The sequence below is a fragment of the Haloarcula sp. CGMCC 1.2071 genome (assembly GCF_037078445.1).
GTDB classification, from domain to species: Archaea; Halobacteriota; Halobacteria; order Halobacteriales; family Haloarculaceae; genus Haloarcula; species Haloarcula amylolytica.
Genome location: NZ_JAYMGY010000002.1, coordinates 426,940 through 440,626 on the forward strand (window position 1 = coordinate 426,940; position 13,687 = coordinate 440,626).

12 protein-coding genes are annotated in these 13,687 nt (G+C 63.0%); 6 read left to right on the plus strand and 6 right to left on the minus strand.

What is annotated here, in order from left to right; genetic code table 11:
* Positions 1 to 110: 110 nt before the first annotated feature.
* Complete coding sequence (locus VI234_RS06155) at positions 111 to 821, minus strand: S26 family signal peptidase (RefSeq protein WP_008307185.1); 711 nt, start codon at positions 819 to 821, stop codon at positions 111 to 113.
* An 88-nt stretch (positions 822 to 909) separates the two neighbouring features.
* Here VI234_RS06155 and VI234_RS06160 point away from each other — a divergent pair, with 88 nt between their 5' ends.
* Both VI234_RS06160 and VI234_RS06165 read left to right on the plus strand, forming a co-directional pair.
* Complete coding sequence (locus tag VI234_RS06160; protein WP_336329525.1) at positions 910 to 2,478, plus strand: DNA-directed DNA polymerase II small subunit; 1,569 nt, start codon at positions 910 to 912, stop codon at positions 2,476 to 2,478.
* Between the two features lie 381 nt (positions 2,479 to 2,859).
* Positions 2,860 to 4,158 (plus strand): O-acetylhomoserine aminocarboxypropyltransferase/cysteine synthase family protein, encoded by a 1,299-nt coding sequence (locus VI234_RS06165; protein ID WP_336329526.1) that lies wholly within the window; start codon positions 2,860 to 2,862, stop codon positions 4,156 to 4,158.
* 288 nt (positions 4,159 to 4,446) lie between these two features.
* Here VI234_RS06165 and serB read toward each other — a convergent pair whose 3' ends face one another.
* The 3 genes from serB to VI234_RS06180 form a co-directional block, all read right to left on the minus strand.
* A complete protein-coding gene (gene serB / locus VI234_RS06170) occupies positions 4,447 to 5,109 on the minus strand; it encodes a phosphoserine phosphatase SerB (protein ID WP_442905020.1) in 663 nt (220 codons plus the stop codon).
* A gap of 207 nt (positions 5,110 to 5,316) precedes the next feature.
* On the minus strand, positions 5,317 to 6,726 hold the full coding sequence (locus VI234_RS06175) for an erythromycin esterase family protein (protein WP_049942754.1): 1,410 nt from the start codon (positions 6,724 to 6,726) through the stop codon (positions 5,317 to 5,319).
* A gap of 225 nt (positions 6,727 to 6,951) precedes the next feature.
* On the minus strand, positions 6,952 to 9,129 hold the full coding sequence (locus VI234_RS06180) for an ATP-dependent DNA helicase (RefSeq protein WP_008307180.1): 2,178 nt from the start codon (positions 9,127 to 9,129) through the stop codon (positions 6,952 to 6,954).
* 76 nt (positions 9,130 to 9,205) lie between these two features.
* Here VI234_RS06180 and VI234_RS06185 point away from each other — a divergent pair, with 76 nt between their 5' ends.
* Positions 9,206 to 9,958, plus strand: a complete 753-nt coding sequence (locus tag VI234_RS06185) for a hypothetical protein (protein ID WP_008307179.1) — start codon at positions 9,206 to 9,208, stop codon at positions 9,956 to 9,958.
* Here the strand turns inward: VI234_RS06185 and VI234_RS06190 are convergent.
* Positions 9,937 to 10,908 (minus strand): cation diffusion facilitator family transporter, encoded by a 972-nt coding sequence (locus VI234_RS06190; RefSeq protein WP_336329528.1) that lies wholly within the window; start codon positions 10,906 to 10,908, stop codon positions 9,937 to 9,939. The genes VI234_RS06185 and VI234_RS06190 overlap by 22 nt on opposite strands.
* A gap of 66 nt (positions 10,909 to 10,974) precedes the next feature.
* Between VI234_RS06190 and VI234_RS06195 the strand changes: the two genes are divergently transcribed.
* Positions 10,975 to 11,484, plus strand: coding sequence for a metallophosphoesterase (locus VI234_RS06195; RefSeq protein ID WP_008307177.1), 510 nt, complete (start codon positions 10,975 to 10,977; stop codon positions 11,482 to 11,484).
* Between the two features lie 58 nt (positions 11,485 to 11,542).
* Here the strand turns inward: VI234_RS06195 and VI234_RS06200 are convergent, their stop codons facing one another.
* Entirely contained in the window at positions 11,543 to 12,226 is a 684-nt protein-coding gene (locus tag VI234_RS06200; protein ID WP_008307176.1) for an ArsR/SmtB family transcription factor, read from the minus strand.
* Positions 12,227 to 12,385: 159 nt separating this feature from the next.
* Here VI234_RS06200 and VI234_RS06205 point away from each other — a divergent pair, with 159 nt between their 5' ends.
* The gene (locus tag VI234_RS06205; RefSeq protein ID WP_004959992.1) at positions 12,386 to 12,511 is read left to right on the plus strand and encodes a DUF7859 family protein; all 126 of its coding nucleotides are present in this window, start codon (positions 12,386 to 12,388) and stop codon (positions 12,509 to 12,511) included.
* 43 nt (positions 12,512 to 12,554) lie between these two features.
* Positions 12,555 to 13,646: an aminopeptidase gene (locus tag VI234_RS06210; protein ID WP_008307175.1), complete on the plus strand. Its 1,092-nt coding sequence runs from the start codon at positions 12,555 to 12,557 to the stop codon at positions 13,644 to 13,646.
* Positions 13,647 to 13,687: the final 41 nt, after the last annotated feature.

Sequence of the window (13,687 nt, forward strand, 5' to 3'; positions counted from 1 at the left end):
TTCGTCTCCGTCCGACGACCGACGGTCTGACCCGGCCATTCGTACCACGAATACTCGGAGGCGGCCAATCAACTTTCTGTTGTTGGACCGAACGCTATCTTCCGGTTTGGTCAGGCTGCCGCTGGTGCTGTAGCTCCTCCGACCGGTATCGACACCGACGTGTGCCACAGCTGAGACGGCTGGACCCGCACGTATCCCAGACGCGGAATTCGGAAAGTACCGGTCCCAATGACCCACTCAGGACGGACAACGGTACTCGCCCCGGTGACCTGATCGTATCTAGTGTTGGTTACTTTGTTGTCACCTTTCGTAATAAATCCAGCATGCGGCGCCGGACAGTTCTGTAGTTCGTCGCAACTGTCCGCGCTCCCGACGTACGTCTGGTTCGCGCGGTCGTACCAGTTCTCGCCGGCATCGACCCACAGCATCGACCGGTGGATGATCGGCGTTCGCTGCTCGTTACCGTTAGGTTCGAAGACGATGACGTCCCCGGACTGCTGAAAGGTCCGATACCCGGTCTCTGTCCCGGCCGCTGCCGTTACAACGCCGTGACGGGCCTCCTGTCCCGAGAACCGCTCCGCGTCCATGACGAACACCATATCGCCGGTGTCGATGTGTGGCTCCATGCTCCCGCTTTCGATGGCGACCAGTGGCGGCCACACCCCGCTGACAGCAAACAGGAACGCGCCGACGAGCACCACGGCCCCGACGCTCGTACCGATGTCACGGACGTATAGCGCGAGACGAAACGCAGGGCTGGCCTCCACAGACTCCTCTGTCCCGTCTGGAGGCGTGCTACTGGTCGGTTCGTCCCGGCCCATCCTATCTCGGATTGCCGACAGCGGCGTATCAATCTTGTGACGGCCGTTGGTTCGCTATCCTTTTGCCCGCAGACACTGAGTGTGGAACGTGCCTCTGGAGACGCCGGCACGAATCGTCAGCGAACTCGCGAGCCACGGCTACAACGCGGAGCGCGAGGCAGTGACTCGGATCGCCGACACACCGGACCCATCGGCGACGCTGGAACGCGCACTCGAAACCCTCCCCGACGACGCGCTGAAGCTGACAACAGACCACGTCGAATCTGTGATTGAAGCGACAGAAAACGGTGAGGGAACGTCAAATACCGAACCAGACCGCGGAAACGAAACAACCGGCGCTCCGACTCAATCACACCCCTCCGTTTCAACTGGAACTGACGCAGCCTCGTCGACCGAACCGGGTGCGTCCGCTCCACCTGAAACGGGGGGGTCACGGGACGTGGACACATCCCTCCGGGCAATCGAAGTCGCGAACGACATGACTGGCCAGTCCACTGGGACCGGCGAGTACTCGGACTTCGTCGCGGTGTTCCGGGACCGCTACGAGAAATTGGCGAGCAAGCTGCGCGGCAGAGTGAACCACCGACCGACTGACGCCATCGAGAACATGGGCGGTGGCAGCGACGCCGCACTCATCGGGATGGTCTCGGATATTCGGTCGACCGCCAGCGGGCACTGGCTGGTCGAACTGGAAGACACGAACGGGACCTTCCCCTGCCTCGTGATGAAAGACCGCCCTATCGCCGACCTCGTGCAGCAGTTGCTCATGGACGAGGTTATCGCCGTCGAGGGGACGCTGGCCGACGACGCCGGCATCCTGTTCGTGGACTCGCTGTACTTCCCGGACGTGCCCCGAACGCACAGCCCTTCGACCGCTGACCGGCACGTCCAGGCGGCGCTCATCTCCGACGTTCACGTCGGGAGCCAGGAGTTCATGGAAGACGCCTGGCACCGCTTTACCGATTGGCTCCACACTTCCGAAGCCGAGAACGTCGAATACCTGCTCATCGCCGGCGACATGGTGGAGGGCGTTGGCATTTATCCCGAGCAGGACGAGGAGCTGGACATCATCGACATCTACGACCAGTACCGCGCGTTCTCGGAGTACCTCAAGGAGGTCCCGGGCGACATGGAGATTCGGATGATTCCGGGCAACCACGACGCCGTTCGGCTGGCCGAGCCCCAGCCCGGCTTCGACGAGGAACTCCGAGATATCATGACCGCCCACGACGCCCAGGTCCACTCCAACCCCTCGCTGGTCACCGTCGAGGGCGTCACCGTTCTCATGTACCACGGCGTCTCGCTCGACGAGGTCATCGCCGAACTCCCGGACGAGGAAGCCAGCTACGAGGAGCCACACAAGGCGATGTATCAGCTCCTGAAAAAGCGCCACGTCGCGCCGCAGTACGGGGGCCACACCCGGCTTGCCCCCGAGGACCGCGACTATCTGGTGATGGAGGAGGTCCCCGACGTGTTCCACACCGGCCACGTCCACAAGCTCGGCTGGGGCGAGTATCACAACGTCGTTGCGCTGAACTCAGGATGCTGGCAGGCCCAGACCGAGTTCCAGAAGAGCGTCAACATCGACCCGGACGCCGGCTTCGCGCCGATTCTGGACCTCGATACGCTTTCGATGACGGTCCGCAAATTCAGCTAAACCACGTTTTTCCACGGGGGCCTCGCGCTCGCCGGGGCCGAGCGCTCAACCCCCGTACAAAAACGTGGGCGAAAAAGGCCGGACGCTCACTCCGTTCGCGTCCGGTGAAACCGGTCGCCAGGCGACCGGTATGCTAACCGCCCGGCACGACCGCAGGCCTGCCCTTCCCCGGGTCGCTTCGGGTGCGACAGTCGTCGCACCACTCGCTCCCGGCCGTCCGCCTGTTTGTACGTTGTCTCGACAGCACCGCCCAGATTGTACCCTGTCGACCCATGGCCGAACCCATTCGGCATTAGTGCGAAGAATCACCGGTATCTCGTAGCAGTGGCGGGGCTGACCGGTGTGGCTGTTATTAAGACCTATCAGGCGAAAGCGGGGTGTATGAGTGACGACCAAGACCACGGATTCGAAACCGACGCGCTGCACGTCGGGCAGGAAGAGCCGGACGCCGAGACCCGCTCTCGCGCGCCGCCGCTGTACCAGACCACCTCCTACGTCTTCGAGGACGCCGAAGACGCCGCAAAGCAGTTCGCACTGGAGAAGCCGGGCCACATCTACTCGCGGCTGATGAACCCCACCGTCGGCATGCTGCAGGAACGGCTGGCGGCGCTGGAGGGCGGCGTCGGTGCGGTCGCCACCGCGTCGGGAATGGCGTCGCTGAATCTGGCGACGTTCCTGCTCGCGGACGTCGGCGACAACGTCGTCACGGCGTCGTCGCTGTACGGCGGCACCTACACCTACTACACCCACACCGCGCCGCGCAACGGCGTCGAGACCCGCTTCGTCGACACGCTCGACTACGACGCCTACGCCGAGGCTATCGACGAGAACACCGCCTACGTCCACTGTGAGACTATCGGCAACCCGTCGCTCGTCACGCCCGACTTCGAGCGCCTCGCCGAGATCGCCCACGACCACGGCGTTCCCTTCTTCGTCGACAACACCTTCGCGACCCCGTACCTCTGCAACCCAATCGAGCACGGGGCCGACCTCGTCTGGAACTCCACGACGAAGTGGATTCACGGCCACGGCACCACCGTCGGCGGCGTGCTCGTCGACGGCGGCTCGTTCCCGTGGGAGGAACACGCCGACAAATACCCCGAAATCGCCGGCGACAACCCCGCGTACCACGGCGTCAACTTCCGGGAGCGATTCGACGACGCGGCCTTCACCTACGCCGCCATCGCCCGCGGTCTCCGGGACCTGGGCTGCCAGCAGTCGCCTTTCGACGCCTGGCAGACGATGCAGGGCCTGGAGACGCTGCCCGCGCGGATGGACCGCCACTGCGACAACGCGATCGGTGTCGCCGAGTTCCTCGCCGACCACCCCGAGGTCTCCTGGGTTACCTACCCCGGCCTCGAAGACCACGAAACGCACGACACCGCCAGCGAATACCTCGACGGCGGCTACGGCGGCATGATAACGTTCGGCCTCGAAGCGGGGTACGACGCCGCCCGAACGACTGTCGAATCGACGGAGATCGCCTCACTGCTGGCCAACGTCGGCGACGCGAAGACGCTCATCATCCACCCGGCCTCGACCACCCACCAGCAACTCACCGACGAGGAGAAGGCCGCTGCTGGCGTCACCGACGACATGGTCCGTCTCTCTGTCGGGACCGAATCTGTCGAGGACATCAAAGCCGACCTCGATCAGGCTATCGGTCAGGCAACCAACTAACCGAAGATACAGTATTCTGGGGAAAATATCTGGACAATCGTACCAAAGCGGCGCAAGAATCCTCCTGTTCACTAGGTTTATTACGGGAGAGGATAATGTATTCAATGAACCGTCGCCGATAGCGAGCACGCGTCGGTTCACGCTCAACCATACTCTGTCATTGGTCCGACAACGAATGCTCGCATCCGTGGGGAGCGTGCCTCTCCCTGCTTCAATCTCTCATCCGATACTGTTCAGCGGCGAGAACGGCTTCAATGCGCTATCCGGAGCGCGAGCGCGGAAACTGCGCTACAGGACGTCTTCGGCTTCCAGCAGGTCGTACAGTTCATCCATCGTCTCGACTGACGTGTCACACGACGGGGCGACGGCCGGCTTCGGATCGAAGCCGATAGCCAGGTTTGCGACTTCGAGCATCGGCAGGTCGTTGGCTCCGTCGCCGACGGCGACCGTCGTGTCCCGGTCCTCGCCGGTGACTGCGGTCACGACCTCCATCGCGTCGTCTTTCGTTCCGGTGATGAGCGGGCCGTGGACCTCGCCGGTGAGTTCCCCGTCTTGCATAACCAGCCGATTGGCGACGATGGCGTCAACCTCGACCCCCTCCGTTTCGAGTGCAGCCTCGACGCCGCGCTCGAATCCTCCGGTGAGGATAGCGACGTAAACGCCGGCGTCCCGTAGCGCCTCGATGACCCGCGCCGCACCGGGGCGCAGGGCGACCTCGTCGAAGGCGTCCTGTGCCTTCTCCTCGGAGAGACCTTCGAGGAGCGCACACCGCTGGCGGAGGCTCTCGGCGTACTCGATTTCGTTGTTCATCGCGCGCTCGGTGATGTCGGCCATGTCCTCGGCCGTCCCGTTCTGGCTCCCCAGCAGGACCGTCATCTCCGAATCGGAGAGCGTCCCGTCGAAGTCGAAAGCGACTAGCATTGCCTCCGAGTTTCGCGTGGAGGGTTTCAAAACATCCGGTTTCGGCTGGTCAACCGACAACGCCGAGCGGGTATCCGACGATCCGCAGTGGGCTCTCCATCTCGCCGGACCGGTCTCACAGCGCCTCTCTCGGGTCCTGATTTGGGAGCACCAGCAGTCGCCGCGAATACGGGACATACTGACGCGAACCTGAACCAGCCGTCGTGACCGGTTTGTAAAAAGACGACTTCGCTGTGGCTACGCTGACCCGGAGAACGCTGCGGGCGAGACCTCGCGGACGAAAACGACGCCATCCATCAGTTCGTAGGGAGGTACTGGAATCCCCATCGCACCTTTTTGGGGTGCCTTCGGGGCCGTCACCTGCATCTTCGACGTATTCGCGACCGAGCGGTCGATCGAGTCCCGCTCCCGTACGTCTTCGAAATCAAGGAAAAACTGTGGGTGTGACGCCTCCGCCAGCGTCGCTTCCAGCGTCTCGGCGACTGGGCCACCGAGGTCGAACGTCTCGAACTCGGTTCTCTCGTGGTTTGCCGGCACTGCGAACGAACCCGACCCGAACAGCAGTCCGAGCGAGTAGTAGTCCGAGCCAAACCGTTCTGTCAGGTGCTGCCCCATTCGCGCTCCGTTCTCCGATGCGTCCCCGACATTTCTCATCGTGTGGTTGGCGTTCCCCATCACGATGGCGCGCTCCGAACCCGTCCACTCACGGAGCCACGCGACGTTGTCGGCCATCGCTGCGTCTCGGATCGTTTTACCCTGTGTGTACTCCTCGGCAGCGAGTTTCTCCACGAACCGTAGCCCTCGCTCCAGCGTCCAGACGTGGCGCTGCATAAGCCGGAACTCGGTCTCCGAACGCTGCTCCACGTAGCGACTCTCGTGGGTCCGCAGCCGCTCTTCGAGATCCTCGATCAGTGCCACCTGGGAATCGGTCGCGACCGCGGAGGGATCGGTCGCCTGAAACCGCGTCGTCAACGGTTCGAGCGAGTCCTCGATCTCCGCCAGATACTCCGGGTCCACGCTATCGAGGTACGACCGGATGGCCCTCGCGTTGATGTGATAGAACTGGGCATCGTACCCCCGCACGACAGCCTGGTCCGCACTGGGTCGCCCGTCGTTGAACTCCCGTAGCCACTGGAACAGCCGGCGAATCTCGTCGGTCTGCCAGAAGTAGAATTCGAGTGACGACAGCGCCGCGTCGAGGTCACCTTCCCCGCCAGTGACGTACGCGTTCACGGGAGCGAAGTCCCCGAGTGTCCCTTCTATCGCCACCAGACGGTAGCCGTGGTCGCCGACCAGTCGCTGAACGAGTTGTCGAGGGATCGCTTTGAATTCCTTCACCCCGTGTGAACTCTCTCCGATCCCGACGATAGGCGTCTCAGCGAGTCGGGTGGCGATGTCGTCGAGCCCACTGGACGAGGATCTCAGTTCGAACGGAACTGCCTGGCTATCGATAGCCTTGACGAGGTCATTTGTCTCTGTTGCTCCGCCATCGGTCGTATTCGCGCCTGTTGTGCTCCCATCAGTGGTCTCCATCGCTGATTCCGTTGTTTCAACGGTGCTCCCGGAACAACCCGCTAGCGCACTGGTAGTGACTGCGCCGGCCACCGTGACGAACTCGCGACGTGAGATGTCTGTCGTTGGTTTCATCGCACTTTCTCAGGACGTCCGGTTCAAAACACCGGAGAATAAAGTCACGAGCAGTTTTCCAATCCTTGCAAACGATCCGACGTATCGACAACTTTATGATCAAATTGACATCAAAATTAAAATTATCCTGTGACGAACACAGCGACAAGAGCAGGGAGCAGCACCCCTCTCTGAGTCTGAGGCTCTTTATGCAACGGACTCACGGGAAGACGTCACAGATCCGCTCTACGGCTTCGGTGGCGGCCCGTCGTAGGCGTCCATGTCCTGATAGAAGTTCAGCATCGCGAACTTGAGCTTCTCGGGGCCGATGTCGACCATCTCGCGGCGCTCTTCGGGCGGAAAAGTTCCGCGAACGGCGTAGTCGTGCATCTCCATCTCGGCGGCTTCGGTGTAGCGCTTGTCCAGCAGGATGCGCGCGCCGAAGTCGTCCGGCGAGCGGACCACGCGACCGAGGGCCTGTCTGGTCTTGCGGACGGTCGGAATTTCGACGGCGTAGCGCCAGCCGGCATCGTCCTCGCCATCGCCGAAGGTCGTGTCGTAGGCGTCCTGCACGGCGTCCATCCGGTCGTCGAGGTGCGGGTAGGGAACGCCGACGACCACGACCGTCCGGGCGTCGTCGCCGTCGTAGCTCACCCCTTCGCCAAGCGTCCCCCACAGCGAGGTGTACAGAACTCCGTCGTCGCCGTCGGTAAAGGCCTCGCGGAGGTCACGCGCCTGGGTTCCCGGTTCGTCCAGATACCGCGTCGCGCTGACGGCGGTCATGTCGTGGTAGCGCTCGGCCTCGCTGTAGGAGGGACAGAAGACGAGCGTATTGCCGGGCGTGAAGCGAACGATGTCTTCGAGCGTGCGGGCGATGCGTTGCTGGGTCTGGGGGTCGTCCCGTTCGCTGGAGAACAGCGCGGGGCCGTCGACGGCGTAGGTTCGGCGGCGCTCCTCGGGGAACTGCGCGCCGTAGGCCATCGTTACCGGGTCCTCGACGCCGACCACGTTCTCGGTCACGTCGAACGGCCGGAGCGTGGCGCTCATCAGCACCGCCGCGTGCAGGTCCTCGAACAGGTCGCGGGTGACTTCCTCGGGGATGCAGGTGTACAGCTCCGCGCGGCCGTACACGTCGTCGGTCGACTCGTCGCGGCGGACGCTGACCACGGGATACTGGCCGGTGTCGTCCGATTCGTCGAGCCAGTCGGAAATGAAGCCGGCGGCCTGCAGGGTCTGACACTCCTTTCTGGTGTCCAGATCGCCCTCTTTGAACGCCTTCTGGTAGCGGGCGTCGAGGTCCCGGCCGAGTTCCAGCGCGCGGTCCAGTTCCTCGTGGAAGCCGGGGCCGGTGTACCCCTGGAGGAAGGCAAGCGTCAGGTCGTCCTTCCGGTCGTCGTTGGCGATGGTGATGTCGTCCCAGTGCTCGTCGACGGCCGCACGGCCACCGAACTCGAAGGAGTCCTCGTAGGCCTCGACGAGCGCGTCCCGGAACGTCTCGATGACGTTGGCCGCGGCGTCCGTTCGGGCGTCCTCCTCGCTGTCGAGTTCCTCCAGCGCCTGATCGAGCGTGTTCTCGGTGAGCGTCCGCCGGGCGTGGTCGCGGGCGGCGGACTCGACGTTGTGGGCCTCGTCGAAGACGGCGATGATGTCCTCGGGGTCGCGGCCGATCCAGTTGAAGAACTGCTCGCGGATGGTCGGGTCCAGCAGGTGGTGGTAGTTACACACCACGAGGTCGACGCCGTCCATCCCCTCCTTCAGCAGTTCGTAGCCACACAGCCCCTGCTGGTGAGCGTACTCGTACACGTCGTCGGGCGTCCGCACGTCGTCGAACAGCCACGCGTAGAACTCGCTGGTGTCGACGGTCAGGTTCCGGTAGTAGTGGTCGCAGGTCGACCGCTCGGTTTCGATTTCCTCACGCTCGTCCTGCAGATCCCGGAGTTCCTCGACCACGGCGTTCCGAGCCTCCATCGCCTCGCTGCTGCCCGCCTGGCCGTCCGAGAGCAGTTCCCCCTCGCGCTGTTCGAGTTCGGCGATGTCGCTCTCGACTTCGACCAGGTCACGGGTCGTATCCCGCAGCGCCTGGCACTCCTCGTAGTCCACGTCGATGTGACACATCGACCCTTTCCCCCGGAAGACAACCGCTCGCAGTCGCTCCTGGGCGGTAATCGCTCTGGCGTCCTCGACGAACTGACGCATCTGCTGGTGGACGTTCGTCGTGATGACGACGGTCTTGCCCGTCTCACGGGCGTGTTCCAGCGCGGGGACCAGTGAGGCGAGCGTCTTGCCGGTCCCACACGCCCCTTCGAACAGCACATCCCGGCCCTCGTCGAGGGCATCGTATATCGTTCCCATCGCCTCCTGCTGATGGTCGTACGGCTCCTCGAAGGGGAAAAACCGCATGTAGCCGTCGTCCGTCGTTGCCACGTACTCTCGATTGGCCGTTCACCGGCAAAAGGGTTCGGCCCACAGCTACTTGCCGCGAGCGCCCTTCCTGAAACGTATGTGGCGTGTCACGCTCACTGTCGCCATCGCGCTTCTCGCGGGCTGTTCCGGGCTCTTTTCGGCCGGGTCGACAGCGGACGGCGGCGACCCGGTGACGCCAGCGCCCGTCCCCACTAGCTCGCCGGACGCGACAGTGACAGTCCCGACTAGCAACGGAACCGTCGACGTGGACCGACTACTGGACCGTCACCAGCAGGTGCTTTCGACCCGGAGCTTCCACCGCCATGTCGAACAGGCGGGGCCACAGAACACGCTCGACGTCTGGGTAGACCGTGAGCGAGAGGTCCAGCGCGTCAGACGGCGGTTCGGTCCGATATCCGACGACGTGGTCCTCGCCAATGGGACGGTGTACACCAACGTCCGAGACGATCCCGATACGCCGTACGCCACCACGCCCGCGACACCGAACACGTCGCTGGTCACCTCGACAGCCGGGACTAATCTGCTCCGACAACTCCTGTCGAATACCGAGTACCGGCAGGTGGATTCCTTCCAGTGGAACGGACGGCCGGTCGCTGTTCTGGCCGCGACGGAGACGGTCGAGACGCCGATTGGCGAGAACGAGTCCGAAATCGGGCGGTCGCGGCTGTACGTCGACCGACAGGGGGTAATCAGATACGTCGAACACACCGAACGTCGACCGGACCGGCCGGACATCGATACGACAGTGACGGTCACGACCGACACCGAGCGCGTCCCGATTCCGTGGTGGCTCGAAGACAGCGACCCCTACGACTCCGGCTCGATGTAGACTTTCCTGATGTCGCCGTTAGTGTCCTGCATCGCTGATTCGAGGGTCGTTATCTCGTCGTCCATCAACTCAGTATCGAGTGCCGGGTCGAACTGTAGGTCCGCGAAGACGATGACCTCGTTCGGCCCGAAGTAGACCGTCCGGAAGCCGATGATCCCCGTCACGTTCTCGTTCTGCATGATGACGTCACGGAGTCGCTGTTCCTCGTCCGTCGGGAGACTTTCCCCCAGCAGGAGGCGCTTGTTCTCCCAGGCCAGCGCCAGGGCGAAGCCCATCAGCATAATCCCGATGAGCAGCGCGGAGACCCGGTCGAAAAACGGGTTGCCGGTCTGCTGTTCGAGGAACAGGCCAACCAGCGCGATGACGATACCTGCCAGCGCGATGGTGTCCTCAGTGAGCGCGGTCAGCGTCGTCACGTCGCTGGTCTTGCGGAACGCCTCGCGGTAGCCCGACCAGTCGTTCCGGTCGATCTGGCGTTTCATTTCGGCGCGGGCCTTTATCAGCGCGTACGTCTCGAAGACGAACGCACCGAGGAGGACGGTGTAGTTGACCCACAGCGGGTCCAGCCATGCCGGCGGCTGGAAGGAGAAAAACAGGAACTCAACCGCCTCGCCGGCGTGTCCACCGCCGCCGTGCCCGCCGGCGGTCAGTTGGTTGTAGCCGTGTTTCGCGCTCTCCCAGCCGGCGATGCCGAACAGGAACACGGAGACGAGAAAACTGTAGAAGAACTGCGCCTTGCCGTAGCCAAAGGGGTGGCGACGGTCCCGCTCCCGCTCGCTGAACCGAATCCCGATGAGCAGGAACACCTGGTTTCCGGTGTCTGAGATGCTGTGGTACGTCTCCGACAGCATCGCGGCACTCCCAGTAAGGAGGAAGCCGAAGAACTTCAAAATCGCAATCGCGCCGTTGGCTATCAGTGCGGCGATGACGACTGATTTGCTCCCTGCCATTATTTTTCCGTCACATCCATCACGCAAAATGCTTCTGGATTTATACCTGGCTCCGTTACCGGCGGTATGCTCACTGTCATCTCAGATACGCACGGGACGGACGACCATCGACTGTCAGGTCGGACGCTCGATGCTGTCCGCGAGGCTGACCATGTTCTCCACGCGGGCGATTTCATGACCGAGCGGGTCCTCGACGCTATCGACGCCGAATGCGACGAACTGACCGGCGTCGTCGGGAACAACGATAGACCGGCGGTCCGCGCCCGCCTCCCCGACGTTGCGACCGTCTCCTGGGAGGGGCTGACCATCGTCGTTGTCCACGGCCACGAGCACACCGAAACCGCCCTCGGGATGCTGGCTCGGCAGGAAAACGCCGATGTCGTCGTCGTCGGTCACTCGCACAAACCCGTACTGACTGATTTCGGCGGCTGGACGCTGGTCAATCCTGGCAGTTACGCGGACCCGCGGCGCTATCAGCCGGCCCACGCGGAACTGGATGTGATGGCCGGTGACGTTCGCGTCCGTCTCCGCTCCCCGGATGGCACGCCGATATCGACGACTATCGTCGAACGGTGAGACAGTTACACGGTAACTTTCCGTCAAAAGCTCGCGCCACAGTGAACCGAATCAGCGGCTACTGGCGCATGTACCACAGCGCCGCCATGCCTGCGATGACGAACGCGCCGCCGGCGAAGAACGCCAGTCCCGGCGGAATCACAGCAGCGGCGGCTTCAGCGCCGCCCTGTGCGGCGGTGTCGAGCGCGCCCGCAGTGGCCTCGAAGCCGCCGTCCGTCACGGTTGCGTTCTCGGCGTAGAGACTCGGATTCCGGGGGTCAGTGTCCGCACTCCCGGAGGACACTGTCGGGCCACCGAACAGCGACCCAAGCCCGTTCCCGAACACCTGCTGGACCAGCAGGCTGGCGAAGCCGATGATCGCGAGCCCGCCGATAATGTTCGCTAGCGCCGCCCGCAGCCCCGACGTCTCCTGTTCGTCGCCGGCACAGATAACGAGCGGCTGGTTGGCCGGCGCGAACACGTCCATCTCGCGTCCCTTCTCGGAGTAGGCCGTATCGACGACCTCGACCGCACCGGCGTTTTTGAGTTTTTTCAGGTGATACTGTGCGTTCTGTAGCGACGTATCCACCCGGTCGGCCAGCTCCGACGGCGGTGCTGGCTCCTTGTTTAGCTCTGACAGTAAGTTGCGCGCTGTCTCTGCCGAGAGTGCCGACAGCACGTCGTCCGCATCATCACTGTCGACACCGATTACTCGGGGTTCGGCGTCCGGGGTCGCCGGGTCCCGAGAGGGCAGCAACGACATGACTATCTGTATGTTCTATGGGATTATGAGTCTTTGCCAAAGCACAGTGATCGTTGTAGCTATCGGTCAAACCCGTATTTTACCCTCCGATATCGACCGGTAGACGCCCGAAGGCGGGTCTCCCGAAAGGACTTTGATGTCGGCTCGACAACCGCCGGTATGGCTGACCTGCTCACCTACGCACTCCTCGCTGCTGTGCTCCTGTTTTTCTTCTTTATGTATCTGATGCTCCGGCGGACCTTCCAGGGATTCAAAGAGGGGTTCCAGCAGAGCAAGAAGAAGTAGCCGGGAGGGTAACGATTAGGGGCCGTCGGTGGTGCCTATCTGTATGGACCCACGTATTCGCGAACACGCGGAAGTCATCGTCGACCACTCTATCGACCTGAGCGAAGGCGACAACCTCGTTATCGACGCCCACCCGCAGGCTTCGGACCTCGTCACCGCGCTACACGAGTTCGCCGCCGACCGCGGCGCGAACCCGCTTGTCGTGCAGGACCGTCTCGGCGAGCGGTTCCGGCGCGCCTACCTCCGCAACCGGGACGAGTTCGAGACACCGAGCCACATCGAGGCGCTGTACGAGGAGATGGACGCGTACATCGCTATCAAGGGCAGCGACAACGTCACCGAGACCAGCGACGTTGACCCCGAAACGACAGCCGCCTACCAGCAGTCCCAGCAGCCACTCTTGAACGAGCGGCTCTCGAAGACCTGGTGTCTCACGCAGTACCCCGCGCCCGCGAACGCCCAGCTCGCCCAGACCTCCACAGAGGGATACGAGAACTTCGTCTGGGACGCCGTCCTCAAAGACTGGGACGCCGTTCGCGAGCACCAGGCACAGATGGTCGAGATACTCGACCCCGCCGAGGAAGTCCGCATCGTCTCGGGGGAGACGACGGACGTGACGATGTCTGTCGCCGGCAACGAGACGCTCAACGACTACGGCGAGAAGAACCTGCCCGGCGGTGAGGTGTTCACTGCGCCAGTCTCCGACAGCGTCGAGGGCGAGGTGCTGTTCGACAAGCCGCTGTACCACCAGGGCCGAGAAGTGACCGACGTATTCCTCCGCTTCGAGGACGGCGAAGTCGTCGAGCACAGCGCCGCCAAGAACGAGGCCCTCCTGACAGAGGTGCTGTCGACTGATGACGGTGCGAGCCGACTCGGCGAACTGGGTATCGGAATGAACCGGGATATCGACCAGTTCTCCTACAACATGCTGTTCGATGAAAAGATGGGCGACACCGTTCATATGGCGGTAGGGCGAGCCTACGACGAGACGGTTGGCGAGGACAACGAGCAAAACGAATCGGCCGTCCACGTCGACATGATCGTCGACATGAGCGAGGACTCGTTCATCGAAGTCGACGGCGAAGTCGTCCAGCGGAACGGGACGTTCGTCTTCGAAGACGGGTTCGAGGACTGAGTACCGACCGCGAACGGAGTGAGCGGTCGGCCTTTTCATCG

Coding starts and splice junctions, on each gene's coding strand:
- VI234_RS06155 (WP_008307185.1), bottom strand. CDS start 821: ATGGGCCGGGACGAACCGACCAGTAGCACGCCTCCAGACGGGACAGAG.
- VI234_RS06165 (WP_336329526.1), top strand. CDS start 2,860: ATGAGTGACGACCAAGACCACGGATTCGAAACCGACGCGCTGCACGTC.
- VI234_RS06175 (WP_049942754.1), bottom strand. CDS start 6,726: ATGAAACCAACGACAGACATCTCACGTCGCGAGTTCGTCACGGTGGCC.
- VI234_RS06185 (WP_008307179.1), top strand. CDS start 9,206: ATGTGGCGTGTCACGCTCACTGTCGCCATCGCGCTTCTCGCGGGCTGT.
- VI234_RS06190 (WP_336329528.1), bottom strand. CDS start 10,908: ATGGCAGGGAGCAAATCAGTCGTCATCGCCGCACTGATAGCCAACGGC.
- VI234_RS06195 (WP_008307177.1), top strand. CDS start 10,975: ATGCTCACTGTCATCTCAGATACGCACGGGACGGACGACCATCGACTG.
- VI234_RS06200 (WP_008307176.1), bottom strand. CDS start 12,226: ATGTCGTTGCTGCCCTCTCGGGACCCGGCGACCCCGGACGCCGAACCC.
- VI234_RS06205 (WP_004959992.1), top strand. CDS start 12,386: ATGGCTGACCTGCTCACCTACGCACTCCTCGCTGCTGTGCTCCTGTTT.
- VI234_RS06210 (WP_008307175.1), top strand. CDS start 12,555: ATGGACCCACGTATTCGCGAACACGCGGAAGTCATCGTCGACCACTCT.